Annotated in this window: 24 protein-coding genes and 1 pseudogene; 18 read left to right on the forward strand and 7 right to left on the reverse strand. The window is 67.6% G+C overall.

Annotated elements, in window-relative coordinates; translation table 11 throughout:
- Positions 1 to 309 precede the first annotated feature (309 nt).
- From DVDV_RS08520 to DVDV_RS08570, 11 genes and pseudogenes are all read left to right on the forward strand, one after another.
- Positions 310 to 762 carry a hypothetical protein gene (locus DVDV_RS08520; RefSeq protein ID WP_075354258.1) on the forward strand — a complete coding sequence of 151 codons (453 nt, stop codon included), beginning with the start codon at positions 310 to 312 and terminating at the stop codon, positions 760 to 762.
- Positions 759 to 1,612: pseudogene (locus DVDV_RS08525) on the forward strand (P-loop NTPase). Before DVDV_RS08520 ends, DVDV_RS08525 begins: the two are co-directional and overlap by 4 nt.
- The gene (locus tag DVDV_RS08530; RefSeq protein ID WP_075354259.1) at positions 1,602 to 2,090 is read left to right on the forward strand and encodes an iron-sulfur cluster assembly scaffold protein; all 489 of its coding nucleotides are present in this window, start codon (positions 1,602 to 1,604) and stop codon (positions 2,088 to 2,090) included. Before DVDV_RS08525 ends, DVDV_RS08530 begins: the two are co-directional and overlap by 11 nt.
- A 33-nt stretch (positions 2,091 to 2,123) precedes the next feature.
- Positions 2,124 to 2,456: a NifB/NifX family molybdenum-iron cluster-binding protein gene (locus tag DVDV_RS08535; RefSeq protein ID WP_075354260.1), complete on the forward strand. Its 333-nt coding sequence runs from the start codon at positions 2,124 to 2,126 to the stop codon at positions 2,454 to 2,456.
- Between the two features lies 1 nt (position 2,457).
- On the forward strand, positions 2,458 to 3,336 hold the full coding sequence (locus DVDV_RS08540) for a 4Fe-4S binding protein (RefSeq protein WP_075354261.1): 879 nt from the start codon (positions 2,458 to 2,460) through the stop codon (positions 3,334 to 3,336).
- Positions 3,329 to 4,234 (forward strand): ATP-binding protein, encoded by a 906-nt coding sequence (locus DVDV_RS08545; protein ID WP_075354262.1) that lies wholly within the window; start codon positions 3,329 to 3,331, stop codon positions 4,232 to 4,234. The genes DVDV_RS08540 and DVDV_RS08545 overlap by 8 nt, the downstream gene beginning before the upstream one ends.
- Before the next feature lie 18 nt (positions 4,235 to 4,252).
- Positions 4,253 to 4,633 (forward strand): NifB/NifX family molybdenum-iron cluster-binding protein, encoded by a 381-nt coding sequence (locus DVDV_RS08550; RefSeq protein WP_075354263.1) that lies wholly within the window; start codon positions 4,253 to 4,255, stop codon positions 4,631 to 4,633.
- A 150-nt stretch (positions 4,634 to 4,783) separates the two neighbouring features.
- A complete protein-coding gene (locus tag DVDV_RS08555; RefSeq protein ID WP_075354264.1) occupies positions 4,784 to 5,038 on the forward strand; it encodes an FmdB family zinc ribbon protein in 255 nt (84 codons plus the stop codon).
- A 4-nt stretch (positions 5,039 to 5,042) separates the two neighbouring features.
- On the forward strand, positions 5,043 to 5,405 hold the full coding sequence (locus DVDV_RS08560; protein ID WP_075354265.1) for a hypothetical protein: 363 nt from the start codon (positions 5,043 to 5,045) through the stop codon (positions 5,403 to 5,405).
- Positions 5,406 to 5,416: 11 nt separating this feature from the next.
- Positions 5,417 to 6,238, forward strand: a complete 822-nt coding sequence (locus DVDV_RS08565; protein ID WP_075354266.1) for an MBL fold metallo-hydrolase — start codon at positions 5,417 to 5,419, stop codon at positions 6,236 to 6,238.
- Positions 6,239 to 6,265: 27 nt separating this feature from the next.
- Entirely contained in the window at positions 6,266 to 7,654 is a 1,389-nt protein-coding gene (locus DVDV_RS08570) for a rhodanese-like domain-containing protein (RefSeq protein WP_075354267.1), read from the forward strand.
- A gap of 118 nt (positions 7,655 to 7,772) precedes the next feature.
- Here the strand turns inward: DVDV_RS08570 and DVDV_RS08575 are convergent, their stop codons facing one another.
- Positions 7,773 to 8,681, reverse strand: a complete 909-nt coding sequence (locus DVDV_RS08575) for a Tim44 domain-containing protein (protein WP_075354268.1) — start codon at positions 8,679 to 8,681, stop codon at positions 7,773 to 7,775.
- 214 nt (positions 8,682 to 8,895) lie between these two features.
- Positions 8,896 to 9,846: a hypothetical protein gene (locus DVDV_RS08580; protein WP_075354269.1), complete on the reverse strand. Its 951-nt coding sequence runs from the start codon at positions 9,844 to 9,846 to the stop codon at positions 8,896 to 8,898.
- A gap of 191 nt (positions 9,847 to 10,037) precedes the next feature.
- On the opposite strand from DVDV_RS08580, the gene DVDV_RS08585 reads away from it, so the two are divergent.
- The gene (locus DVDV_RS08585) at positions 10,038 to 11,183 is read left to right on the forward strand and encodes an ATP-binding protein (RefSeq protein WP_075354270.1); all 1,146 of its coding nucleotides are present in this window, start codon (positions 10,038 to 10,040) and stop codon (positions 11,181 to 11,183) included.
- On the opposite strand, the gene DVDV_RS08590 is transcribed toward DVDV_RS08585, so the two are convergent.
- Entirely contained in the window at positions 11,170 to 11,565 is a 396-nt protein-coding gene (locus tag DVDV_RS08590) for a TraR/DksA C4-type zinc finger protein (RefSeq protein ID WP_075354271.1), read from the reverse strand. The genes DVDV_RS08585 and DVDV_RS08590 overlap by 14 nt on opposite strands.
- Before the next feature lie 298 nt (positions 11,566 to 11,863).
- On the opposite strand from DVDV_RS08590, the gene DVDV_RS08595 reads away from it, so the two are divergent.
- Both DVDV_RS08595 and DVDV_RS08600 read left to right on the forward strand, forming a co-directional pair.
- Positions 11,864 to 12,571 carry a hypothetical protein gene (locus DVDV_RS08595; RefSeq protein WP_075354272.1) on the forward strand — a complete coding sequence of 236 codons (708 nt, stop codon included), beginning with the start codon at positions 11,864 to 11,866 and terminating at the stop codon, positions 12,569 to 12,571.
- A gap of 125 nt (positions 12,572 to 12,696) precedes the next feature.
- A complete protein-coding gene (locus tag DVDV_RS08600; RefSeq protein ID WP_075354273.1) occupies positions 12,697 to 13,854 on the forward strand; it encodes a HAMP domain-containing sensor histidine kinase in 1,158 nt (385 codons plus the stop codon).
- Positions 13,855 to 14,105: 251 nt separating this feature from the next.
- Here the strand turns inward: DVDV_RS08600 and DVDV_RS08605 are convergent, their stop codons facing one another.
- Genes DVDV_RS08605 through DVDV_RS08615 form a run of 3 tightly spaced genes read right to left on the reverse strand, consistent with a single transcriptional unit; the run spans position 14,106 to position 16,140 of the window.
- Positions 14,106 to 14,930, reverse strand: a complete 825-nt coding sequence (locus DVDV_RS08605; RefSeq protein WP_254845314.1) for a ComF family protein — start codon at positions 14,928 to 14,930, stop codon at positions 14,106 to 14,108.
- Complete coding sequence (locus DVDV_RS08610; RefSeq protein ID WP_075354274.1) at positions 14,927 to 15,514, reverse strand: flavodoxin family protein; 588 nt, start codon at positions 15,512 to 15,514, stop codon at positions 14,927 to 14,929. Before DVDV_RS08610 ends, DVDV_RS08605 begins: the two co-directional genes overlap by 4 nt.
- Positions 15,514 to 16,140 (reverse strand): MBL fold metallo-hydrolase, encoded by a 627-nt coding sequence (locus DVDV_RS08615; protein ID WP_075354275.1) that lies wholly within the window; start codon positions 16,138 to 16,140, stop codon positions 15,514 to 15,516. The genes DVDV_RS08610 and DVDV_RS08615 overlap by 1 nt, the downstream gene beginning before the upstream one ends.
- 190 nt (positions 16,141 to 16,330) lie before the next feature.
- Here DVDV_RS08615 and DVDV_RS23285 point away from each other — a divergent pair, with 190 nt between their 5' ends.
- From DVDV_RS23285 to DVDV_RS08630, 4 genes are all read left to right on the forward strand, one after another.
- Complete coding sequence (locus tag DVDV_RS23285; protein WP_254845315.1) at positions 16,331 to 17,173, forward strand: GGDEF domain-containing protein; 843 nt, start codon at positions 16,331 to 16,333, stop codon at positions 17,171 to 17,173.
- A 913-nt stretch (positions 17,174 to 18,086) separates the two neighbouring features.
- Positions 18,087 to 18,734, forward strand: a complete 648-nt coding sequence (locus DVDV_RS23290) for a lipopolysaccharide assembly protein LapB (protein ID WP_254845316.1) — start codon at positions 18,087 to 18,089, stop codon at positions 18,732 to 18,734.
- A gap of 205 nt (positions 18,735 to 18,939) precedes the next feature.
- Positions 18,940 to 19,953: an acyltransferase gene (locus DVDV_RS08625; protein WP_075354276.1), complete on the forward strand. Its 1,014-nt coding sequence runs from the start codon at positions 18,940 to 18,942 to the stop codon at positions 19,951 to 19,953.
- A gap of 9 nt (positions 19,954 to 19,962) precedes the next feature.
- Positions 19,963 to 21,048: a hypothetical protein gene (locus DVDV_RS08630; protein WP_075354277.1), complete on the forward strand. Its 1,086-nt coding sequence runs from the start codon at positions 19,963 to 19,965 to the stop codon at positions 21,046 to 21,048.
- A gap of 64 nt (positions 21,049 to 21,112) precedes the next feature.
- On the opposite strand, the gene DVDV_RS08635 is transcribed toward DVDV_RS08630, so the two are convergent.
- Positions 21,113 to 21,379 carry a hypothetical protein gene (locus tag DVDV_RS08635; protein WP_075354278.1) on the reverse strand — a complete coding sequence of 89 codons (267 nt, stop codon included), beginning with the start codon at positions 21,377 to 21,379 and terminating at the stop codon, positions 21,113 to 21,115.
- Positions 21,380 to 21,496: the final 117 nt, after the last annotated feature.

A 21,496-nucleotide genomic window follows, 5' to 3' on the forward strand; every position in this document is an offset into this window, starting at 1 on the left:
GCATGCCGGCCGGGACCGCTGTCCCGGCCTTTTTTGCGCCCTCTTCCAAGGATTCGGGCGTATTATTCGCCCACCTGAAAGACGCTCTCCAAGCCCGTTCCCCCAGCCCCGGCCCATCCGCCGCCTTTTCCCGGCCGTGGCTGCCCGGACCCGGCCTTTGCGGGCTATTAATTCGCCCGAAACATGTCGCATGGGCAATAAATACGCCCGCGCTGTCTGCTGCAAACCGCCAATTTTCACCAACCCATTGCCAGGACAGTCTTTCTCACACTGGCACGGTTCCTGCCTCTTGTCGGGCGAGGTTCCACTATGCCCCCGCTCCCCCACGACCCGACGCCGCCCCGCTGCCCCAGGATCTGCCTGGCCTGCCACGGCGGGCGATTGGCCTCCCTGCTGGAAACGGCTTCGGCCTTTCGCAGCTACCACGTTGAAGCCGGCCAATTCCTGGCCGACGCCGTCTGGCCCATGCCGGCCGAGGGGCTGCCCGGACTGGCCGCCCTGTTGGCCCGATCCGGCGTGGAACTGCTCGTATGCGGCGGGGCCACCTGCTGCTGCCTCGCCCCCTTTGTCCGATACGGCATTGCCGTAGCCCCCTGGATTGCCGGAGATGTGCCCACTGTCATCGCCGCCCTGGCCCAAAACCGCCTCGACACCCTGCTCGCTCCGGGGGCCCGCCCCGGCCGCCGCCCGACCGGCCGCCGGGGCCGGCTACCGGGACAGCCAGGGTGCGGGGCCATCCATACGGAGTACGAACCATCATGAATGAGCAAGGCCTTCGCGACTTGAACGAGGAAATCGCCACCCCCCCAAAGCCACCGGCCTTGACAGGGTGGCCGCCGTCATCGTCGTCCTGTCCGGCAAGGGCGGTGTGGGCAAATCCACGGTCTCGGCCAATCTGGCCGCCGGACTGGCCATGGAAGGCCTTAAAACCGGCCTGCTCGACGTGGACGTCCACGGCCCGAGCATCCCGCGCCTGTTAAAACTCACCGGCTATCGCCCGGAAATGTCGGAAAAGGGCATGTTGCCCGTGGAGTGGCACTGGAATCTCGGCGTCATGTCCATCGGCTTTCTCCTGCCCGGCAAGGACGATGCCGTCATCTGGCGCGGACCGGCCAAGGCCGGGGTCATTGCCCAGCTGGCCGAACAGGTGAATTGGGGCGAGCGCGACGTGCTGGTGGTCGACTGCCCGCCCGGCACCGGCGACGAACCCCTGTCCGTGCTCCAGATTTTCGGCCCCAAGGCCATGACCTTGATCGTCACCTCGCCCCAGGACGTGGCCGTGGACGACGTGCGCCGCTCGGTCACCTTCTGCCGCCAGCTTGGCAATCCCATCCTCGGCATTGTGGAGAATTTAAGCGGCTTTGCCTGCCCGGACTGCGGTGCCGTCCACCACATTTTCAGCACCGGCGGCGGCGAGCGGCTGGCCGAAGAGGTCCAGGTTCCGTTCCTTGGCCGCATCCCCATCGACCCGGAAGTGGCCCGCTCGGGCGACGACGGCGACGTCTATCTGGCTGTTGCCGGCCAAAGCCCGGCCGCCCTGGCCTTTAAGGGCGTCATCGCCGCCGCCGTCCAGGCCGTGGGAGGAAAAAAGGAGCCGGCCGATGCCAACTAGCCCCGAAGCCGATCCCCTGGACATGATCCTCGACGTGTTTGAGCAGGAGCAGCAGGCCGAGCTCGTGGCCCGCTTTGGGGAGCGCGGCTACGCCATCTGGCGCGACGCCCCGGACCGCCCCCGGCTGGCCGAACCGACCAGCGTCGGCACGGTCAAAGGCTCCTGCGGCGACACCATCTCCATCGCCATTGCCGTGGCCGGCGAGCGCATCACGGCCACGGATTTCAGCACCGACGGCTGCGCCTCAAGCCTCATTGCCGCCGCCACCGCCGCCCGGCTGGCCGCCGGCATCTCCCTGGATGACGCCGTGGACATCGACGAGGCCGCCATCGTGGCCGCTGTCGGCCGGTTTCCCGACGACGACCGCCACTGCGCCTATCTGGCCGCCGCGGCCGTGCGCGAGGCTGTGCACCGCTGGATGATCCACAGCGGGGCGCTGGTCGCCGGACAACACACCGAACAATCGCCTTCTGCCTAGGCCCGGACCCGGACAGAGGACACGGAGACCCGCATGAGCAAGAAAATAGCCGTCAGCAGCGAAGGACCGACCCTTTCCGATGCCGTGGACCCGCGCTTTGGCCGGGCCGCCGGTTTTGTCATCGTGGATGACGCAGGCACCACGCAATACCTCGACAACGGCGGCTCCCAGGCCATGGCCCACGGAGCCGGCATCGAAGCGGCCCGGCGCATCGCCGAGGCCGGAGCCACGGTCCTTTTATCCGGCGTGGTCGGCCCCAAGGCGGCCAGCGCCCTGGCCGCCGCCGGCGTGGCCGTGGTCGAGGGCATGGAAAGCCTGACCGTTGGTGAAGCCGTGGCCCAATATCGGGCCGGCCAGGACGCCTGACATGCTCGTCGCCATCGCCAGCGGCAAGGGCGGCACCGGCAAGACCACGGTTGCAGCCGCCCTGGCGGCGGTCTGGGGCCAGGCCCTGCTGCGCCCCCTGACTGTGGTTGATCTCGACGTGGAGGAACCCAACCTGCACCTCTTCCTGCGCCCGGTCATCCGCCGGGCCGAAACGGCCTGCCTCGAAATCCCGGTGGTAGCTGACCCGGCTGCCTGCTCCGACTGCGGAGCCTGCCGGGAGTTGTGCCAGTTCGGCGCGATCACGGTCATGGCCGGCAAGCCGCTGGTTTTCCCGGAAATGTGCCACGGCTGCGGCGGCTGTCTGGCCGTGTGCCCGACCGGGAGCCTTACGGCCGGGTCGCGGGAGCTTGGCCGCATCGAGGAAGGAACCACCGGCCTGGCCGATTATCTGGCCGGACGCCTGCGCATCGGCGAGTCGCAAAGCCCGCCGCTGATCCGGGCCGTGCTGCGCCGCCTGGCCGCAGTGGCCGACCCGGAAGGCGACGTCATCCTGGACGCCCCGCCCGGAGTGAGCTGTCCGGCCATGACCAGCGTGGCCGCGGCCGACGTGATCGTGCTGGTGGCCGAACCCACGCCCTTTGGCATCCACGACTTCCTGTTGGCCGTGGAGGCGTTTACCCCCCTGGGCAAACCCATGGCCGTGGTGGTCAACCGCTCAAGCGACGGCACCCCCCAACTGCTCGACCTGTGCCGGGAGCATGGCCTGCCGGTCCTGGCCGCCATTGCCGATGATCGGGCCGTGGCCGAAACCTATGCCCGCGGAGGCCTCCTTCCCGATGTCGGGGCGCATTACCGGGCCGTTTGCCACGAACTGGCCCGGTCCATCACGGTCTTTGCCGGGGAGACGGCCCATGCGTGAAATCGTCATCTTAAGCGGCAAGGGCGGAGCCGGCAAAACCTCCGTCACCGCCGCCTTTGCCGCCCTGGCCCAAAACGCCGTCCTTTGCGACCTCGATGTGGACGCCCCGGATCTCCACATCCTGCTTGAGCCCGCCGGCACCATCCGCGAAGCCTTTGTGGCCGGCCATCTGGCCTCGGTACGCCCCGAGGCCTGCGACGGCTGCGGCGAATGCGCCAGACGCTGCCGCTACGGGGCCGTGGCCCAGACGCCCGAAGGCCACTACGCCGTCAACACCGGCCACTGCGAAGGCTGCAAGGTCTGCGTGGCCCTTTGCCCCAGGCAGGCCATCGACTTCACCCCGCGCACCTGCGGCTTCAGCGCCGTGTCCGACACCCGCTTTGGCCCCCTTGTTCATGCCCGGCTCGATCCCGGGGCGGAAAACTCCGGCCGGCTGGTGGCGCTGTTGCGCAGCAAGGCCAAGGCCCTGGCCAAGGCCCGGGGCCTGGACTTTATCATCAGCGACGGTGCGCCCGGCATTGCCTGCCCGGTGGTCAGCTCCCTGTCCGGGGCGACCCTGGCCGTACTGGTCACCGAACCCACCCCGTCCGGAACCCACGATCTCACCCGTGTGGCCAAACTGTGCGACCATTTCCGGCTGCCAAGCGCCGTCATCATCAACAAGGCCGACCTCAATGCCCACGAGGCGGCCCGCATCGAGGACTTCTGCGCCGATACCGGCCGCCCGATAATCGGCCGCCTGCCCTACAGCCCCGACGTGGTGCGGGCTATGACCGCCCGGCGCACCCTGCCCGAATACGGCGGCCCCCTGGCCGAAGCCCTGGCCGAACTGTGGCAGTCCGTGGCCGCCCTGGCCGCCGCCCCGGTCCGGCCGCAACCGCAACGGCAACCACTCTAGAAAAAAAGGAATACATCCATGGAAACCATCCGTATCGCCATTCCCTCGACCCAACCCGGCGGCCTCGACAGCGAAGTCGGCGCCCATTTCGGCCACTGCGACTGCTACACCCTGGTGGACGTGGCCGACGGCCGCGTGGCCAACATCGAAACCCTGGCCAACATGCCCCATGTCCACGGCGGCTGCATGGCCCCGGTCAACCATCTGTCCCAAAACGGCGTCCAGGTGCTCCTGGCCGGCGGCATGGGCATGCGCCCGCTCATGGGCTTTGCCCAGGTCGGCATCACGGTCTACCACGGCGGCGATGCCGCCTCGGTCAAAGACGCCGTGGACGCCTTCCTGTCCGGAACCCTGGTTCCCTTTGACCGCAACCAGACCTGCGGCGGCGGTTGCGCGTAGTTCATTTGAGGGAAAAAGAGTGCCTCCGGCGGCCAAAGGGACTGAGTCCCTTTGGAATCCCCTCCCGGGGTACATTTGATGTGACGGTGGGCGCGACCAAGAACCAATACGGCCGGGAGGGACTCCTTTCCGGCCTTTAACGGAGACAATATGCCGCTGTATGAAATCGTTTGCGACGCCTGCTCCTTTGCCGGCGAAGTGTTGAGCCCCGGCGTCACCGATGCCCCGGCCTGCCCCCAGTGCGGCGCGCCGGCCCGAAAGCTGCTCTCGGCCACAAGCCCGCTCACCGGCAAGGCGGCAACCGGCAGCCTGCCCGGCCCCTCGGACCACGGCTGCTGCGGCTCCCGGCCCGGACAGGCCACCGGTTGCGCCGGTCCCGGCTCCTGCTGCGGCAAGGCGGGTTGACCCCATGGCCTACATTCTCATTGCCAGCGCCCGGCCAGACGCCCTGGCCCCGTTTATTGCCGCCCTGGCCGAAGCCGGCTGCCGGGTGGACCTCGCTCCCACGGCCAAGGCCGCCCAGGAAGCCGTGCGCCACGAAGCCCCCACCCTGTGTCTGGTGGACGGCGACCTGCCCGACCTGACGGCCCTGGGACTGGTTTCCCGCTTGGTCGAAATCAATGCCTGCGTCACCTCGGCCGTGGTATCGCCACTCACAGACGAGGCCTTCCACGAGGCCGGCGAGGGCCTGGGCATCCTCACCCGCCTGTCCCCCGGCCCCGGCCCGGACGAGGCCAAAACCCTGCTGGCCGCGCTGGCCGCCATCGCCTGAAAAGGAACACCATGGCATCCCTGCGCATCCTGGCCGACAACCGCAGCACCGAGGCTGCCCTGCCCTTTGAGCACGGCTGGTCGGTCTGGGTGGACCTGGGTCCGGCCGGGGCCTGGCTGTGGGACACCGGACAAACCGGCCTTTTTTGGGACAATGCCGCAGCCTGCGGCATCGACCCGGCCACGGCTGCCGGCGTGGCCTTAAGCCACGGCCACCACGACCATGCCGGCGGTCTGCCCAGACTGCTGGCCGCCGGCTACAGCGGTCCGATCATCGGCCACCCGGACGTCCTGTCCCGGCGCTACAGCCGGCGCGGTGGCACCACCTTCCGCTCCATCGGCATGGGCGACGGCCGTCTGGCCGGGGGGATCCCGAAGTTCCACCCGGTGGCCGACTGCCTCGAACTGGCTCCGGGCCTGACCTTTGTCACCAACATCGAACGCCGTCCGGGCAATTTCGAAGCCACGGAACACCTCTACCGCGACACGGCCGGACTTGCCCCCGACTGCGTCCCGGACGACGCCTGTCTGGTCATCGAAGGCGGGTGTGGCTCGACTGTGCTGCTCGGCTGCTGCCATGCCGGGTTGGCCAACACGCTTGCGCATCTGCGCCGCTGCCTGGGCCTGACGGCCGTGCCAACGCTCATCGGCGGCCTGCATCTTGCGGGCGCGCCGGTGCAGGCCCTTGATGAAATCGAACGCACCCTGGCTGCCTTTGCCGTCCAAACCGTCTATACCGGGCATTGCACGGGCGAGGCCGGCGAGAGCTCCCTGGCCCGCCGCTTTGCCGGCCGGGTGGTCCCAACCGGCTGCGGACTGCCCATCACCGTTTAAAACACGGCCGCACTCAAGGAGGCAGGCATGTATTTCAAGCAGATCACCACGCCCGGACTGGGCTGCTTTTCCTACGTCATCGGCTGCCCGGCCGCGGGCGAGGCCGTGGTGGTGGACCCCCGGCGCGACATCGCGCCGTACCTGGAAATCGCCCGGGACGAGGGGATGCGCCTCACACGCGTCATTGAAACCCATCTCCACGCCGACCACATAAGCGGTGCCCAGGAACTGCGGGCGGCAACCGGCGCCACCATCCACATCCACCCGGTCGCCAATCCGGACTATGCCTTCGTGCCGCTGGCGACCGGACAGGTCATCACCGTGGGCGCGGCCCGGTTCGATGTCCTTTTTACTCCGGGACACACGCCCAATTCCATCTCGCTGGTGGTCAGCGACCTGGCCCGCTCGCCCGAAGCGGCCATGGTGCTGACCGGCGACGTGCTCTTTGTCGGCGACATCGGCCGGCCCGATCTGCCGGGGTCGGAGATCCTGGAGGAGCAGATCGAAAATCTTTACCACAGCCTCTACACCACCCTGGGCCGGCTCCCGGCCGACCTGGAGGTCTACCCGGCCCACGGCCAGGGGTCGCTGTGCGGCCGGAGCATGAGTGCCAAGGGCGTGTCCACCCTGGGCTACGAGCGCCGGGCCAATCCCATGCTGGGGTTTGCCGATTTCGCCGGCTTCAAGGCCGCGGTCATGGCCCGGTTTCCGGCCCGGCCCAAGAGCTTTTCCCACATCATCGAGACCAACCGCCGGGGCGCGCCGCTCCTGGACCGCTGCCCCGTGGCCCGGGAACTGTCCCCGGAGCGCTTCGAAGCGGCCATGGCCGCCCCGGGCACGGTGGTCATCGACACCCGTGACGCGGCGGCCTTTGGCGGGACGCATATCCCGGGCAGCCTCAACATCGGCTTTGAAAAACAACTCGCCAACTGGGTGGGCATGTCGGTGGCCCCGGACTCGAAAATCCTGCTCGTGGCCGAAAACCGGGAGCGGGCCGCAGCCATGCGCGTCGAACTGTTGCGCATCGGCTACGACGACATCCTGGGCCATCTGGCCGGCGGCATGGCCGCCTGGACCCAGAGCGGCCGGCGGGTGGCCTCCCTGGCCCAGTTGTCCGTGGCCGATCTGGCCGTGGACCTGGGGAGCGCCACCCCGCCAAGCCTGCTTGACGTGCGCACCGATGCCGAATGGGAGACCGGGCACATTGCCCAGGCCGTCCACCACAGCTTTGCCGACATCATCGATGGCGGCGTGGACCTGTGCTTTGCCGGCCCCGTGGCCGTGGTGTGCGGTTCCGGCTACCGCTCCAACATTATCGGCAGCGCCCTGGCCGCCAAGGGCTGCACCCATGTGCGGTCGGTGGCCGGCGGCATGACGGCCTGGACCCGGGCCGGGCTGCCGGTGGCCATCGGCTGACCGGCAAGGCCCTGCCCGCCGGACCCAAACCGGGCAACAAAAAAAGAACCGGGAGAAGGCCACGCCCCCTCCCGGTTCTTCTCGTTTTCGCCATGATGCGGCTTTTGCCGCCGCAAGGCTAGCTGTCCATCTGCTGGATGGCGTCGAGCTTCCAGCTGTCGCCCGGAACGGTTTCCCGGCGCACGAAATGCCAGACCTCGCGCACCTGCTCGGGCTGGCCCGCCTTGGGGTCCTCGCGAAGCAGGGTATCGAAATAGGCCGAGGCAATGGTCACCCCGTTTTGGCTGCGCACCTCAAGAAGCTTGGCGTCCACGAGCAGCACGTCGGTTGGCGTCGGCGTGGGATCGGCCGCGGCCTGCTGGCGCACGTCGGCCATGAAGGCCGCAGTGGAAAAAGCCTCAATGTCGGCCAGATTGCGCTGGCTCCAGGAGCGTTGCATCCGGGCGAACAGCGCCTTGGCTCCGGCCAGGAATTCCTCGGTGTCAAAGCCCGGCGGCAGGGTCGGCCCGGCCGGTGCGGCCTCGGCCCCGAGATTGGCCCAGCCGCCGGCGGCGGCCGCAGCCTGGGGGGCGGGCTGGGGCTCGTAGGTGCGCTCCATGGGACGGCCCATGGCCGGCCCGCCGGCCGTGGCCTGGCGTCTGGAACGCAGGAACTTAAAGAGCAGGAACAGGCCGCCACCGATCAAGAGCATGTCGAGAATGCCCGGACCGCCGTAGCCGTGTCCGCCGCCGCCAAACAGCATGGAGCCAAGCAGGCCGCCAACGGCCAGGCCGCCAAGCATCCCGCCGATGCCCGGACGGGAGAAAAAGCCGCCGCCGGGCGTGGCCCCTGTCGGATTGGGCCGGGCCTGCTGCGAACTGAAGCTGCCGGATGGCGCACCCATGTCCGGCCGGGGCGTGGTGGACGTGCTAAACGACTGCCGGTTGCCCATGGAACCGCCTCCGCCCAACCGTTTGGCGGCGGCGTACTCCACGCCTGCAAAAAGCAAAAGAAAAACAGCCAGCAAAACGCAAGTGGTTCTCCCCACGAAAGGCCTCCTTGATGCGTGCCCGGTACGGTCGTCCGGGACTGTATTGTGCCACCGCCACTCCTGGCAACGCCACGGACATTTGCCGTTTACGTCGCCGGGGAAGCGAGGATCGCCGCGCTACGGCCGCTCCCACACAACGGGAGCAGCCGGCTTCGGTCTTGGATGTTCTCTTATATCAGTCGCCAAGGGGGAGTCGTCAAGGGAAACCGGCCTACATGGAACATTGTTTAGGTGCGAAGCTGACGGCAAAAGCGGAGACAAAGGGGCGCACCGTGAACTGGACGCCCGCGCGGGGGATGACGGCAAAGGGTTTGGCCGGGCCGTAGCTGGCCGAAAGGCTGTCCTCGGCAAAGGCCAGCAAAAGCGGCGTGAGTTCGTGGTCGCCGTCGCCGCAGATGCTGTCGCGCACCTGGGGGGCCAGCTCCCGGCGCGAGCCGTCGGCCAGATGGGCGATGACCACGGAGCGCACGGTGGCCGCCCGCACCACCTGCCCGTCCGGGTCAAAGGCCAGGGAATTGTCGTCGCCGGCAATGCCCACGGCGTCGGGATCATAGGCCCACACCGGCCCGACCGGGGTCGGGGCCTCGACCGGCCGGGCCGGTTCCAGGGAGCGCAGGCCGCCGCCGGGGTGAAAGCTCAGGCCCAGGCGCACCGGCACCTTGCCGCAAGGCGCGCGCACCACCACTTCCTCGCCGGGCCACAGCGTCAGGCTGCGCAGCCGGCCGGCCTCGTCAAAGGCCACAGCCACAAACTTACCGGCAACGTCCCCGATGGGCGTGGGCACGGTCAGCACCTCGGCCAACCCGGCCTCGTCAGCCTCGGTCCAATAGCCCGACAGCTTGCCGTTTAAGGGAAAGACCCGGGCGATGGCCCCGTTTTCGTGGAAGGTGACCAGTTCCGCCGGCAGCGGCCCCACCGGGGTTTCCACCACGGTGCGGGTTTCCAGAGGCACGGAGCGGGCCTGGCCATTTTGATGGAAGGTCAGCGGCGGCTTGTACATCCGCCGGGCGTCGTCGATGGAGTGCTGGGGAGCGAGCCGGCCGATGGACGTGTCCATGGCAAAGGGGGCGGCCACGGCCGCGGCAAGGAGGCTGCCGTCAGGGTGGCGCTCCACCAGACCGTCTGTGGGCAGGGGACCGTAGCGGGTGTCGATGGTTTCCATGGCAGGTGGTAAGCAAAACCCGGTCCATTTATTTCCTTGTTGCATTCCAGGCTGTTGCCGCCGGGGCATCCGGCCGGGCCGAACAAAAGCGTCGGCCCGGCCGACAAAAACGTCGCCTGCCGCCGACGTCATACGGCCGTAACGCGCCCCGCCCATAGTTTTTTGGCAATGCATCCAGAGTGTGAGGCCGTATGCTGACCTTTGCCCATTCCAGCTATTTTCACGATCTGCTCGACAGCTTTACCGCCGGCGTGGTCATTTTAAACATCCGGGGGCTGGTCTATGCCGCCAATGCCGCCGCTTCGGACCTGCTTGGCTACGACGCCCGCCAACTGGCCGATCCGGCCCTGTCCGCAGCCATCATCGCCCGGGCCGACGCCCCCAGGCGGCTGGCCCGGTTCCTGGCCGCGCCGCTCAAACACGGCCGAAAGCCCGAGCCGCTGGCCGTGGCCTACAACCACCCCGACGGCACGGTGCGCCACTTTCGCCTGTCCGGATCGCTGTTGCTGGAAAATGACAAGATTTTCGGCATCCTCATCGAGATCACCGATATCACGGAGATTTCCCGCCTCCACGAACGGGAGCGGGCCATGCATCTGGGCATCCACGCCGCCCAGCAGGAGCGCATCGAGAGCCTTGGGCAGTTCTCCCTGGCCGTGGCCCACCAGATCAGAAATCCCCTGATGGTCATCGGCGGGTTCACCGGGCGGCTCATGCGGGGCAGGCCGGCAGACGACCCCGAAACCGAACCGCTGTGCATGATCCTTGACGGGGCCAGACGGCTGGAAGCCGTGGTGCGGGCGGTGTCGGAGTACGCCCGGCGGCGGGCGCTGGCTCCGGCCATGTGCGATCCGGCCGATCTGGCCGCCCGGGCCTTTGAGGCCGCGAACCTTCGCACCGGCCTTTCGGCCTGTCTCAGCCTGGACGCCGGCATCGGGCTGGTGCGCACCGATGCGGCCTGTCTGACGGAAATTCTGACCGAGCTGTGCGCCAACGCCCTGGAGGCCATGGCCGGCACGGATGGGCCGGCCGAGCCAACCGCCGGCGTCACCGTCACCTTCACCCGCAAGCCGGACGGGGTGGAGGTGGTGGTGGCCGATGCCGGCAAAGGCCCGGACGATGCCGCCCTGGCCTTTGCCTTCGACCCCTTCTACACCACCAAGGCGGTGGGGGTCGGCATGGGGTTGCCCATCGCCAGACGCCGGGCCGAGGACCTGGGGGCGAGCCTCACCCTGGTGCGCCCCGCCTCGGGAGGCGGAGCGGCCCGACTCTTCCTGCCGGACCAGGGGCAGATTTCTGCCGCCCGGATACCGCCGGCAGCGCCTATTCTTCCATAAAAACGGAATCGCCCCGGCCAGTCTGCATGGCGTGGCGACCCATATCTTCCAGCAGGGATTTGCAGTGGACGCATAATGTGGCCGTCGGCTGGGCCCGAAGCCGGGCCAGGCCGATCTCTTCGCCGCATTCCTGGCAGATGCCGTATTCGCCTTCCTTGACACGGGCCAGGGCTTCATGAATTTCGCCAATGAGCTGGCGGTCACGCTCACCCATAAGAAGGGCCAGATGGCGATCGGATTCCACCGTCGCCCGGTCTGCCAGATCGGCGCAGACTGTCTCTTCCCGGGCCATTACATCCAGCGATTCCCTCGACTTGCCCTGTAATATTTCGAGCATGTCTCGCAGCACTTCACTGAACCGATCAACGTCAAGATGTCCCATGGCGTTTCTCCCTTGGCGTCAGTTGTAACACAGTTATCCGGGGCCGTCCCACAGAAACTGTATGTTCGCCTTTTGCCCGGGATATTTGAAACCGCAGTGACGGCTGTGTGGAGACTGCGTGACGCCGGCCAAAGGTCCGCCCCCCCTGCCGGCAAATTCTGCCGCCCTCCATTTTGACATATCCTACAAAATAAGCGTGTTATGAAATAAAAAACAGGTGGCAGGCTTATTGCTCCCTTCCCGGCCAGACGGTCCCCTCCCTTCGGAGACGGGCCGAACTTGCCGCCCGGAGGCGTTTATGGCCACCTCAGTCAATACCAGCGATGTCGTCAATTGGGCCTACAAGTACAGCCTGGCCAGCATGAAGCTCTCGACCGCCCAGAGCGCAGCCAGCTCCTCGGCCTCGCGGCGGGAGGACATTGCCACGGCCCAGGCCGATTTCAACGCCACCATGAAGAGCCTCGTGCCTGAAGCGGCCCAGACAAGCGTCCAGTTCCAGTATTTCGACGCCTACACCAATTACAATACCGCCCTGGCGGCAGCCGACTCCGAAAAAGAACGCCAGGCCGCCATGGACGGCCTCATTACGGAACTCGGCGGCATCACCATGCCAACGCCCACTTCGGCCACCCTGGACGCCCTGGTCACCGACACGTTGGCGGCCCAGAAGACCAACCTGTCCAATGCCGCTGCCAGCATCAAGGCCATGGCCGCCAGTGCCGCCAAGATGGCCTCCAATGCTTCGGCCGCCTGGAATAGCAAGATCACCAGCGGGGCCAACACGCTCAATTCCAAGGGCACCGAGCTGACCGATTCGCTCAAGACCCTGCTGGCCTCCATGGGCCTTGACACCGCAAACATCACCACCCCCACCGTGACCGTCCCCCCGACCTCGGCCTTTGCCGCCGGCTCGGCCACGGCAGCCACCAACGGCACCCCGGGGTCCATCATGAGCGCCGCCCTGATCGGATACCTGGCCGCCAGCGATGCGGCCAACAGCAGTTGAGCCCGGTCCGGCCGGGGCCGGGCCATGCGCCGCACCCATCCCTTCCTTGGGGCTTTACATTCCCGGCGGTCTTCATAATGATGTAAAGCGCTATCTCTCACGGACCAAACGCCAGGAGCCGCCCCATGGCCGCCGAGCCCGACACGACCTGTTTCGCCCCATCCGAACGGGCTTGCACTGACGAGATCGACAGACAGTTCTCGATCCTCTCCGCCCATGCCATACCGATTGTCTTAAATGCCATTCCGGTCATTGCCATGGTGCTCAACCGGCAACGCCAGGTGGTGCACGGCAACCACAAATTCATTGACGTGCTGGGCATCGGCGACATCCGCGAGGCCCTTGGCAAACGTCCGGGCGAGGCCTTCCGCTGCGTCCATGCCGCCGAGCATCCCGGAGGCTGCGGCACCAGCGAATTTTGCGCCCATTGCGGGGCCGTGCGCTCCATTCTGCTTGGGCTGGCCGGCCAGAACAACATCCAGGAATGCGCCATCAACCGGGACACCGGCTCCGGCATCGAGGCCCTGGACCTGCGGGTGTCCTCGGCTTCGGTCCAGCTCGACACCGAGCCGTACCTGATTTTCTCCATCCACGACGTGAGCCACGAAAAACGGCGCCGCACCCTGGAACGGCTGTTTTTCCACGACATGTTAAATACTGTCGGCGGCATCCAGGGGCTTATGGAATTCATGGTGGACGAAGCCCCGGAGGACCTGCAGGCCGACGCCCGGCTGATCCACCGGGCGGTCACCCAGCTCACCGACGAGATCAGCTACCAAAAGCAGCTCCTGGCCGCCGAGACCAACGAACTGGAAACCAACATCACCCCCCTGCGTTCCACGGACATCCTGGAAGTGGTGGAAGCCACGTTCCAGAGCGGCGAACAGGCCCGGGACAAACGCATCGAACGCCATGACGGCTGCCGGGAAGTGATTTTTTATTCCGATCCGGTGCTGCTGCGCCGGGTGCTCGGCAACATGGTCAAAAACGCCCTGGAGGCCACGGGCACGGGCGGCGTGGTGCGGTTGGGCTGCTCGGTCGACCAGGAAGCGGTGGAATTGTGGGTGCAAAACGACGGGCAGATCCCCCGCAGCGTGCAGATGCGCATTTTCAGCCGGTCGTTTTCCACCAAGGGCGTGGGCCGCGGCCTTGGCACCTACAGCATCAAGCTGCTCACCGAGCGCTACCTTGGCGGCCGGGCGAGCTTCACCTCCACCAGGGAGCACGGCACGGTTTTTCGCGTCCGCCTGCCCCTGGACCCGGCCTCCCACAGCACCGCCTGATCCCGGCAACACACCCGGTCCAATCAAACTTTCCCCAGGCGGGTTTCCAAAGGGTGTCAGTCCCTTTGGCCGCCGGAGCAACGGTGTGTTCCGTCAAGCGCCAACTGCCGCTCTTCGGCTCAGCAACGCCCACAGTCAAATCAAACTCCTCCAGGAGGGGATTCCAAAGGGACTCAGTCCCTTTGGCCGCCGGAGGCATCTTCTATCTTCTGCTTCTGCCTTCTCTCTTCTGTCTTCATCCCCGGCCGCGCTTAGCGGGCCACCACCGTCACATCCACCCGGGCCGCGCCGGCTTGGCGCAAGGCCCGCACCGCCGTCTCCACCGTGGCCCCGGTGGTCATGACATCGTCGATTAAAAGCACATGCCGTCCGGCCACCAGCCGGGCCTGCCCCGTAAAGGCGCCGGCCAGATTGGTCAGGCGTTTGCGGCCCGGCAAGCGGCTTTGGGGGATGGTGTCGCGCACCCGCAAAAGCCCGGCCGGGCACACCGGGCGGGCAAGCTCCCGGCCAAGCAGCCGGGCCAGTTCCAGGCTCTGGTTAAAGCCCCGCCAGGACAGGCGGCGGGGATGAAGCGGCACGGGCACGAGGCAATCCGGCGCGCCGGCGTCCATGGAGCCGGGACCGTGCCTCCCGGCCGCGCGCTGCCAGGCCTCGGCCAGAAAACCGGCCAAAAGCCGGCCCTGGCCGAGCCGGCCGCTGAATTTGAACCCCAGCACCAGTTCGCGCAACAGCCCCTCGTAGCGGCCGTGGAAGGCAAAACCGTCCCACACCCGTCCGCCGTGGCGGCAGTCCAGGCAAAGCTCGGGCGGGGCGTCGGCATCGACGGCAAAAGCGCCGCAGCGCGGGCAGAACCCGCCGCACCGGGGAGCCAGCCCCGGCGCGCACACCGGGCACACCGGACTCTTTTTTCCTCCGATCCCCCCGTGCCAGGACCCGGCTCCGGCTCCTCCCCCGCCGCCAGCTCCGGGCAAGAGGCCCCGGCAGACCTGGCAGCGGTCGCACAGCGGCAGGAGCGCCCGGCCCAGGCGGCCGGCCAGAGCGGCCACGTCCGCCAGACAGGCCGGCACGACCCTCACCGCCCGGCCGCCTCGCCGGCAGCGGCAAACCCGGCCAAGGCCGCCACGTTGCCGGCCAGATCGCCCGGGGCGTCCAGGCCGCGCACCAAAACCGGCTCGGCAGGCACAAATCCAAACGGCCACAGGAAATACTTGAGCGTCAAAAGCGCCCCCTCAAACAGCCGCTCCCCCTGGGGCCGGCCGGCCACCAGCAGGGGATAGGCCGGACGGGCGGGCAGGGCCCTGCCCGCCTCCCCGGCCGCTGCCCGGATCTCGTAGCGGCGCTGGGCCCGGTCAATAAGCGCCTTAAAAAGAGCCGGCACATGGTAGAAGTAGATGGGCGCGGCAAAGGCGGCCAGTGGTGCTGCGTCCAGGGCGGCAAAAAGGGTTCGGGCCGCGTCCCCGCCCGTATCCAGCGGACAGCGGTGGGCCGCCCCGGCACAGGCCCCGCAGCCACGGCAGGGGGCCACGGCGTGTTCGCGCAGGGCAATCACCTGCGCCTGCAGCCCGGACCGGGCCAGCCCCTCGGCAAAGGCCAGCCCGGCCGTATCGGAATTGCCGCCGGCCCGGGGGCTGCACAGAAAGACGACCGGGGGGCCGGGCATCACTTGGCGAATTCCGAGAAAAACGGATTGTGGCGTTTTTCATCGCCAACGGTCGTGGCCGGGCCGTGGCCGGGATAGACAAGCGTCTTGTCGGGCAGGGAAAAGATCTGGGAAACAACCGCCTTTATGAGCACGTCATAGTCGCCGCCGGCAAAATCCGTGCGGCCGATGGAACGGTAAAAGAGCAGGTCGCCGACGAAAACCGCCTGGGCGGCCGGGAAATAAAACGACCGGCTGCCCGGAGAATGGCCCGGGGTGGCCAGCACCTGGCAGGGCTCGCCGGCAACGGTCGTCTCGCCCGGGGCCACCGGCTGCCAGTCAAAGGGGTCGACCAGGGGCAGGCCCATGAGTCCGCCCCGGCCAAGTTCCGTATCCATAAGCATGGCGTCCTCGGCCCCGGCCAGGACCCTGGCCCCGGTCTCGCGGGCCAGGGCGGCCACGCCGTAGAGGTGGTCGCAGTGCAGGTGGGTGAGGCAGATGGCGTCCAGGGTCAGGTGACGGGCCGCAAGCTCGGCCAGCACCGGGCCGGGGTGGCCGCCGACGTCCACGGCCAGGGCGTCTTGGCCGGAAACAGCCAGATAGCAATTGGTCTCAAGCGGTCCCAGGGGAAACGAAACAATATCCATGCAAGCCTCCGCTATGGCGATGCGGGAACGATGCGCCTTGGCCGGGCGGGCCGGGCCAGGGCAGACGCTTTCCCGTTGCCTGGGTCTGCCGCGACTTGCGCCAGGGCGTCAAGGCCCGGCTGTAACCCTTGTTTTCCCGGCCCGGTGGCGCTACACGTTGCCCGGCCTGTATACGAAACGGGAGAACACCATGCCTGGCGCTGCCCTGACCCAACACGACCTGATCGCCCACGAACATTTTCTGCGCGACATTTTCTCCCGTTTCCTGGCCTTTAAAACCCACAGCCTGTATTTTCCCAAAACCGCCGACGATGCCCTGGCCGCCGGATTCGGGCCGGATTTCGCCACAGCCGTGTCCCTGCCCGGCGAACGCCGGGTCATGGTGCCGCTTTGCGCCGAGGGCCGCCTGCTTGGCGTATTCGTGGCCCGGGGCGCAAGCCTTGGCGCGCCGCGCACCCTGCTTCCCCTGTTGCCGCGCGTGGCCGCCATGGCCCTTGGCCAGCTGCGCCTGACCCTGGCCGCGGCCACGGACAGCCTGACCGGGCTGGCTACGGGCGGCACGCTCCTGGCCGCCGTCACCCGGGAAATCGAATGCGTCCAGGACCGCATCCTGCCCGGCGCGGCCAGCCTCGTCGATCCCGGACTGTCGGGCTGGCACGGCGGGTTCGGGCTGGTCGTCCTTGACCTCGATCATTTCAGCCGGGTGGCCGGCCGGTTCGGCTTTGTGGCGGCCGAGGACGTGCTGGCCCGGGCCGGGGCGGTCATCGGCCGGCTGTGCCCGGAAGGCGGTCTGGCCGCCCGGCTCCACGACGACCTGTTCGGGCTTTTTTTTGCGGGCGGCCTCGGCGGCCAAGTGCCGGGAGACGGCCGAAGCCGTGCTTGGCGAACTGTCCCGGACCGCCTTCCCCATCCAGTCCATGGGCGAATCCCTGACCCTGTCCGCCAGCGCCGGCTGCGTCACCTATCCCCAGGACGTGCGCGGCGGCCAGTTTGCCGCCTCCCCGGCCGAACAGGCCCGGCTTTTGGTCCATAAGGCCAAAAAGGGCCTGGCCGTGGCCAAGGATCTCGGCCGCAACCAGGTCATGCCCTACAACCGGATTCTGCCCGAGGGCGGGACGGTGCTGGAAAACCTGCCCATGTCGCGTCTGGCCGTGAGCCTTGGCCGCTGGGTGGATGCCGAGGCCGGGCAGCGGTTTCTGGTCTGGTCGCCGCGCCTGGAGCGCACGGTGGACGTGCGCACGGCCGACGGCCAGCGCCTAAGCGGCCGCACCCCGGCCACCATCAAGGGCGAGATCGTGCTGGTGGAAGTGGGCGAGGACATGGCTTTTGCCGAGGTGCTGCACCTGGGCGACCCCCACCTGCCCCTGGAGCCGGGCGACCGGCTGGCCCTGGTCCCGGAAACCGACGACGAGGCCGGCACAGCGCCGGCCGGGCCGCCGCGCAAGGACCCGGCGTCGGGCCTCTACGGCCATCGCGATTTTCTCCGGGCCACCGCCGCCGATCGGGAGAAACGCCCGGCCTTTGCCCAGGTCCTGGTTCTGTTGCCCGAAGTGGCCACCCAGCGCCGGCCGGGCCGGCCGGCCGAGGTCGATATGGCCGAGGCGGCCGGGCTGTGCCGCCAGTTTTTCGGCCCTAAGGCCGTGGGCGGCCGCTTCAGCGCCGCCAAGCTGGTCTTTTTCCTGCCCGAACGCGCCCCGCAGGAACTGGCCGAGGCGGCCGAGAACCTCATGGCCGCCCTGCAGGAACGCCTGGGGCTGGCCTCGGCCATCGGCATCGCCGGCTATCCCTGCCTGGACTACGCCCGGGGCGATGTGGCCGAAAACTGCCGCAAGGCCCTGGACCACGCCCGGCTGTTGCCCAAGGAGCCGCGTCTGGCCGTGTTCGACTCCCTGTCGCTGACCGTCAGCGGCGACCGCCATTTCGCCATGGGCGACATCTACGCCGCCATGGAAGAGTACAAGCAGGCCCTGCTCGCCGACGAGACCAACGCCCTGGCCCGGAACTCCCTGGGCATCTGTCTGGCCCGCCTGGGCCGGCTGCCCCAGGCCCGGGCGGAATTCACCCAGGTCATCGGGCGCGACGGCAAGAACACCATGGCCCTTTACAACCTCGGCTGCGTCCTGCAGCGCCAGGGCGATCCGGCCGCGGCCCGGAGCGCCTTCCAGAAGTGCCTGCGGGCCAATCCCGGCCATGTGTCCAGCCTGTTGCGGCTGGGGAGGATGGCCGAGGAGTCCCGGCGTCTGGCCCCGGCGCTCAAATATTACCGCCGGGCCGCCGCCACCGGCAACGCCCCGGCCCTGACCCTGCGCCATCTGGCCCGGCTGGCCCTGGCCCGGGACCGGCTCGACGAGGCCCGGGAGCATCTCCATCAGGCCCTGCTCCTCGATCCCAAGGACGCCTTTTCCCTCCAGCTCATGGCCCGGCTCTACCTGACCGAAGGCGAGGACCCGGCCATTGCCGAGGCCATGGCCCGGCAGGCCGTGGCCCTTCGGCCCGAGAAAAAGGAATTCTGGGTCGAACTGTCCCGGGCCCTGGCCGCCCAGGGCCGCCACGACGAGGCCAGTCAGGCCAGCGCCCGGGCCGAGGGGGTCTAGGCCGGCCCGCTCCCCGGCCGGCTCCCGGCCCGATCAGCCGGTGCCCCCTGCTCTGCCCGGCCCGGGCCATTGCGTTCGATCCGACCGGCTGTTTTTTTGTGGCCTTTGCGCAAGAAAGTCCTTAGGAAAAGCATCGGATCGGGACAAAGCCGCAAGTCGTCCCGCCGATTTCCTTCACATTGCACCGGGGACGAACACAACCTTCATGCGTTACTATTCCATCCAGATTCTCCGCATCCTTTTCATGTCCATGGTTCTGTATCTCCATGTCCGGGCGTATCTTTTCATCTACGGAGCCCAGACCGGAACCTTTTTCAATATGGTTCCGGACGCCTTCATGGCCGTGGCCCTGCCTTTCTTCAGCATCTCGGGCTTTATCATGGCCTTTCTCATTGATATCGGGTACCGCAACTTTCTCTCCAGACGCCTGCTGCGGGTCTACCCCACCTATCTGTGCGGCGTGGCCATTTCCCTTATCATTGGCTATGTGCTGTGGGGAAACCTGCCCGGCAAGAGTTTGTTCGCGGCGGCCTCGCTCCTGCCGCTCGGGCCGGTTGACCTGCCGCTGCGGGTGGAATGGACGCTCATTTACGAAGTCGTCTACTATGTTCTCATCGCTCCCTTTGCCACGCCCAGGCTGCGCCGCTATTTCCCGGCCTTTCTCGTGGTCTGGGCGGCGGCGGTAGTGGTCGCCTACTTCGCCTTCGGCCTGCAGGACGCCTATGTCTTCAACACCTGGCGCACGGTGCTCTTTTCCGCCTACAACCTCTATTTCATCACCGGCGCCCTGGTCTATTACGTCCAAAAGCGCACCCCGGCCCTGCCCTGGATCATTCCGGTCGGCATCCTTGTCGCCTGCGCCGTCTACACCGTGGCCTCGGGCTGGCACCGGCCCCTTGGCGTCATCAAGTCCATCACCGAGATCGGACCCTGGAGCCTTTGCACGGCTGCCACCATCTTTGCCGTGGTCAAGCTCGAAGACCGCTTCCGTCATCCGGCGCTCATGGCCATGGCCGATTTCGGCGAATATGCCTACGCCTACTACCTGATCCACGCCGTGATCCTGGCCGCCGTGTTTTCCATCATGGTCTACGGCCTGGGTTGGCAGCTCGACAATCTGCGCGCCTTTTTGGCCCTGGGTGTCGTGGCCGTTGGCGGCTATTTCTTCGGCCGGCTCGATCTGGCCCTGCACAACTTCTTCAAAACCCGCCTGCGCTGAGGTTTGGCCATGCAACATCCCGCCTGCCGCCTGTCGCGCCTGTGCATTCTCGTGCTTCTGGCCGTCCTGCTGCCGGCCCTGCCGGCCCGGGCCCAGGAGTTCCCCCCGGACCCGGTCTTCGACCAGATCGCCGCCAACCGCGACGCCTACGGCCAGGTGGTGTTCCTTTTTGGCGACTCCGTGGTCATGCTGTGCATGCTGGAAGAAATCGATTTCTCCACCCTCAAGGAGAAGGCGAACGACGCCGCGTATATGGTTTCAGCCATGGCCGACCTCATGCGCAAGACCGAACAGCCGGCGGCCAAGTCCGCCGATCCCCTGTGGCCCATGCATTCCCTGGCCTCGGCCATGAATTACCTGTTTGCCGCCCAAGGCCTGCTCGACACCCCGGACGGCGGCGCAACCGTGCCCGCGGCCCGGGTCGTGGCCACCTATGCCGGGTCCCTGGGCCTGCCCTTTCCCAAAGAGGTGGCGGCCAGGGCCGAACGGATCACCCGGCACATCAATGACGGCCTGATTCGCGACGGCGACATCCTGATCTTCGAGGATGCCGGCTTCCACGGCCAGGACCCCGACGCCTACGAGCGCAACTGGATGCTCCTTGGCCAGGCCGCCCTGTCCCGGGCCAAGGTCACGCTGGTCCTAAGCGACATGTTCGACGCCATTCCCGACGGCATGGTCATGGGCTTTCCGGCCGAGGCCTTTCGGTTTGAGGCCCCCTATCCGTCGGCCGGCGGCCAACGCAGCCACAACCAGGCCCTGCGCGACGCCGCAGCCCGGCTGGCGGCCTGGCCCGAGAGCAAGGGCACGGTGGTCTTTCTCGACCTGCGCCAGCGCATGAACGCCTTCAAACAGGCCCTGGAAACCGACCTTGGCGGCCAGGCCATCATGCCCGAAGGCATCCACCCCAGTCCCTGGGGCGTGGCCTTCATGGCCCGGGAATACCTGCGGGCCACCGGACTGGCCGAGGGGCTGACCAACAGCCAGCCCTACCTCGACCTCCTGGCCGCCAACGCCGCCCGCCTGTCCCAGCCCCGGCGGGAAGTCGATCCCACCCTCGCCAAGACCTTCATCGAGGCCTGGATCGCCCCGTAGAAACGCAAACCGGCGTGTGCGCACCTTCTGGTGCGCACACGCCGGCCCTGTCTCCCTGACCCGGCTATCTGGCCCAGTGGGGCGGCGGCGGATAATAGCCCGGCGCGGCGTAGACCGGCGGCGGCGCGTACGCCGGGCCGACATAGACGGCCGGCGGTTCATAGGCCGGAGCCACGTACACCGGAGCCGGGACATAGACCGGCGGCGGCGGCGCGGCATAGATGGGGACGCTGACGGCAAACCCGGGCGTCACCACGGTGAAGGCCTCGACCGAGCCGGCCAGGACGGCCAGCAGGCCAAGCGTGGCCAGGATGATAAAGAGTCGGCGCATAGTGGGATACCTCCCCGTGTTGAACCAAGAAAACGAACAGGCCAAAGCCAGAAGCGTGCCAAGGGCGGGGCACGGCGCTGCGCCGGCCCGCCCTTGGCACGCTTCTGGCTTTGGCCT

Source organism: Desulfovibrio sp. DV, from assembly GCF_001936595.1.
Taxonomy (GTDB): domain Bacteria; phylum Desulfobacterota; class Desulfovibrionia; order Desulfovibrionales; family Desulfovibrionaceae; genus Solidesulfovibrio.

Bases quoted from the DNA above. Each gene is read 5' to 3' on its own strand.
- DVDV_RS08520 (WP_075354258.1), top strand. From the start codon at position 310: ATGCCCCCGCTCCCCCACGACCCGACGCCGCCCCGCTGCCCCAGGATC.
- DVDV_RS08530 (WP_075354259.1), top strand. From the start codon at position 1,602: ATGCCAACTAGCCCCGAAGCCGATCCCCTGGACATGATCCTCGACGTG.
- DVDV_RS08535 (WP_075354260.1), top strand. From the start codon at position 2,124: ATGAGCAAGAAAATAGCCGTCAGCAGCGAAGGACCGACCCTTTCCGAT.
- DVDV_RS08540 (WP_075354261.1), top strand. From the start codon at position 2,458: ATGCTCGTCGCCATCGCCAGCGGCAAGGGCGGCACCGGCAAGACCACG.
- DVDV_RS08545 (WP_075354262.1), top strand. From the start codon at position 3,329: ATGCGTGAAATCGTCATCTTAAGCGGCAAGGGCGGAGCCGGCAAAACC.
- DVDV_RS08550 (WP_075354263.1), top strand. From the start codon at position 4,253: ATGGAAACCATCCGTATCGCCATTCCCTCGACCCAACCCGGCGGCCTC.
- DVDV_RS08555 (WP_075354264.1), top strand. From the start codon at position 4,784: ATGCCGCTGTATGAAATCGTTTGCGACGCCTGCTCCTTTGCCGGCGAA.
- DVDV_RS08560 (WP_075354265.1), top strand. From the start codon at position 5,043: ATGGCCTACATTCTCATTGCCAGCGCCCGGCCAGACGCCCTGGCCCCG.
- DVDV_RS08565 (WP_075354266.1), top strand. From the start codon at position 5,417: ATGGCATCCCTGCGCATCCTGGCCGACAACCGCAGCACCGAGGCTGCC.
- DVDV_RS08570 (WP_075354267.1), top strand. From the start codon at position 6,266: ATGTATTTCAAGCAGATCACCACGCCCGGACTGGGCTGCTTTTCCTAC.
- DVDV_RS08580 (WP_075354269.1), bottom strand. From the start codon at position 9,846: ATGGAAACCATCGACACCCGCTACGGTCCCCTGCCCACAGACGGTCTG.
- DVDV_RS08585 (WP_075354270.1), top strand. From the start codon at position 10,038: ATGCTGACCTTTGCCCATTCCAGCTATTTTCACGATCTGCTCGACAGC.
- DVDV_RS08590 (WP_075354271.1), bottom strand. From the start codon at position 11,565: ATGGGACATCTTGACGTTGATCGGTTCAGTGAAGTGCTGCGAGACATG.
- DVDV_RS08595 (WP_075354272.1), top strand. From the start codon at position 11,864: ATGGCCACCTCAGTCAATACCAGCGATGTCGTCAATTGGGCCTACAAG.
- DVDV_RS08600 (WP_075354273.1), top strand. From the start codon at position 12,697: ATGGCCGCCGAGCCCGACACGACCTGTTTCGCCCCATCCGAACGGGCT.
- DVDV_RS08610 (WP_075354274.1), bottom strand. From the start codon at position 15,514: ATGCCCGGCCCCCCGGTCGTCTTTCTGTGCAGCCCCCGGGCCGGCGGC.
- DVDV_RS08615 (WP_075354275.1), bottom strand. From the start codon at position 16,140: ATGGATATTGTTTCGTTTCCCCTGGGACCGCTTGAGACCAATTGCTAT.
- DVDV_RS23285 (WP_254845315.1), top strand. From the start codon at position 16,331: ATGCCTGGCGCTGCCCTGACCCAACACGACCTGATCGCCCACGAACAT.
- DVDV_RS23290 (WP_254845316.1), top strand. From the start codon at position 18,087: ATGGAAGAGTACAAGCAGGCCCTGCTCGCCGACGAGACCAACGCCCTG.
- DVDV_RS08625 (WP_075354276.1), top strand. From the start codon at position 18,940: ATGCGTTACTATTCCATCCAGATTCTCCGCATCCTTTTCATGTCCATG.
- DVDV_RS08630 (WP_075354277.1), top strand. From the start codon at position 19,963: ATGCAACATCCCGCCTGCCGCCTGTCGCGCCTGTGCATTCTCGTGCTT.
- DVDV_RS08635 (WP_075354278.1), bottom strand. From the start codon at position 21,379: ATGCGCCGACTCTTTATCATCCTGGCCACGCTTGGCCTGCTGGCCGTC.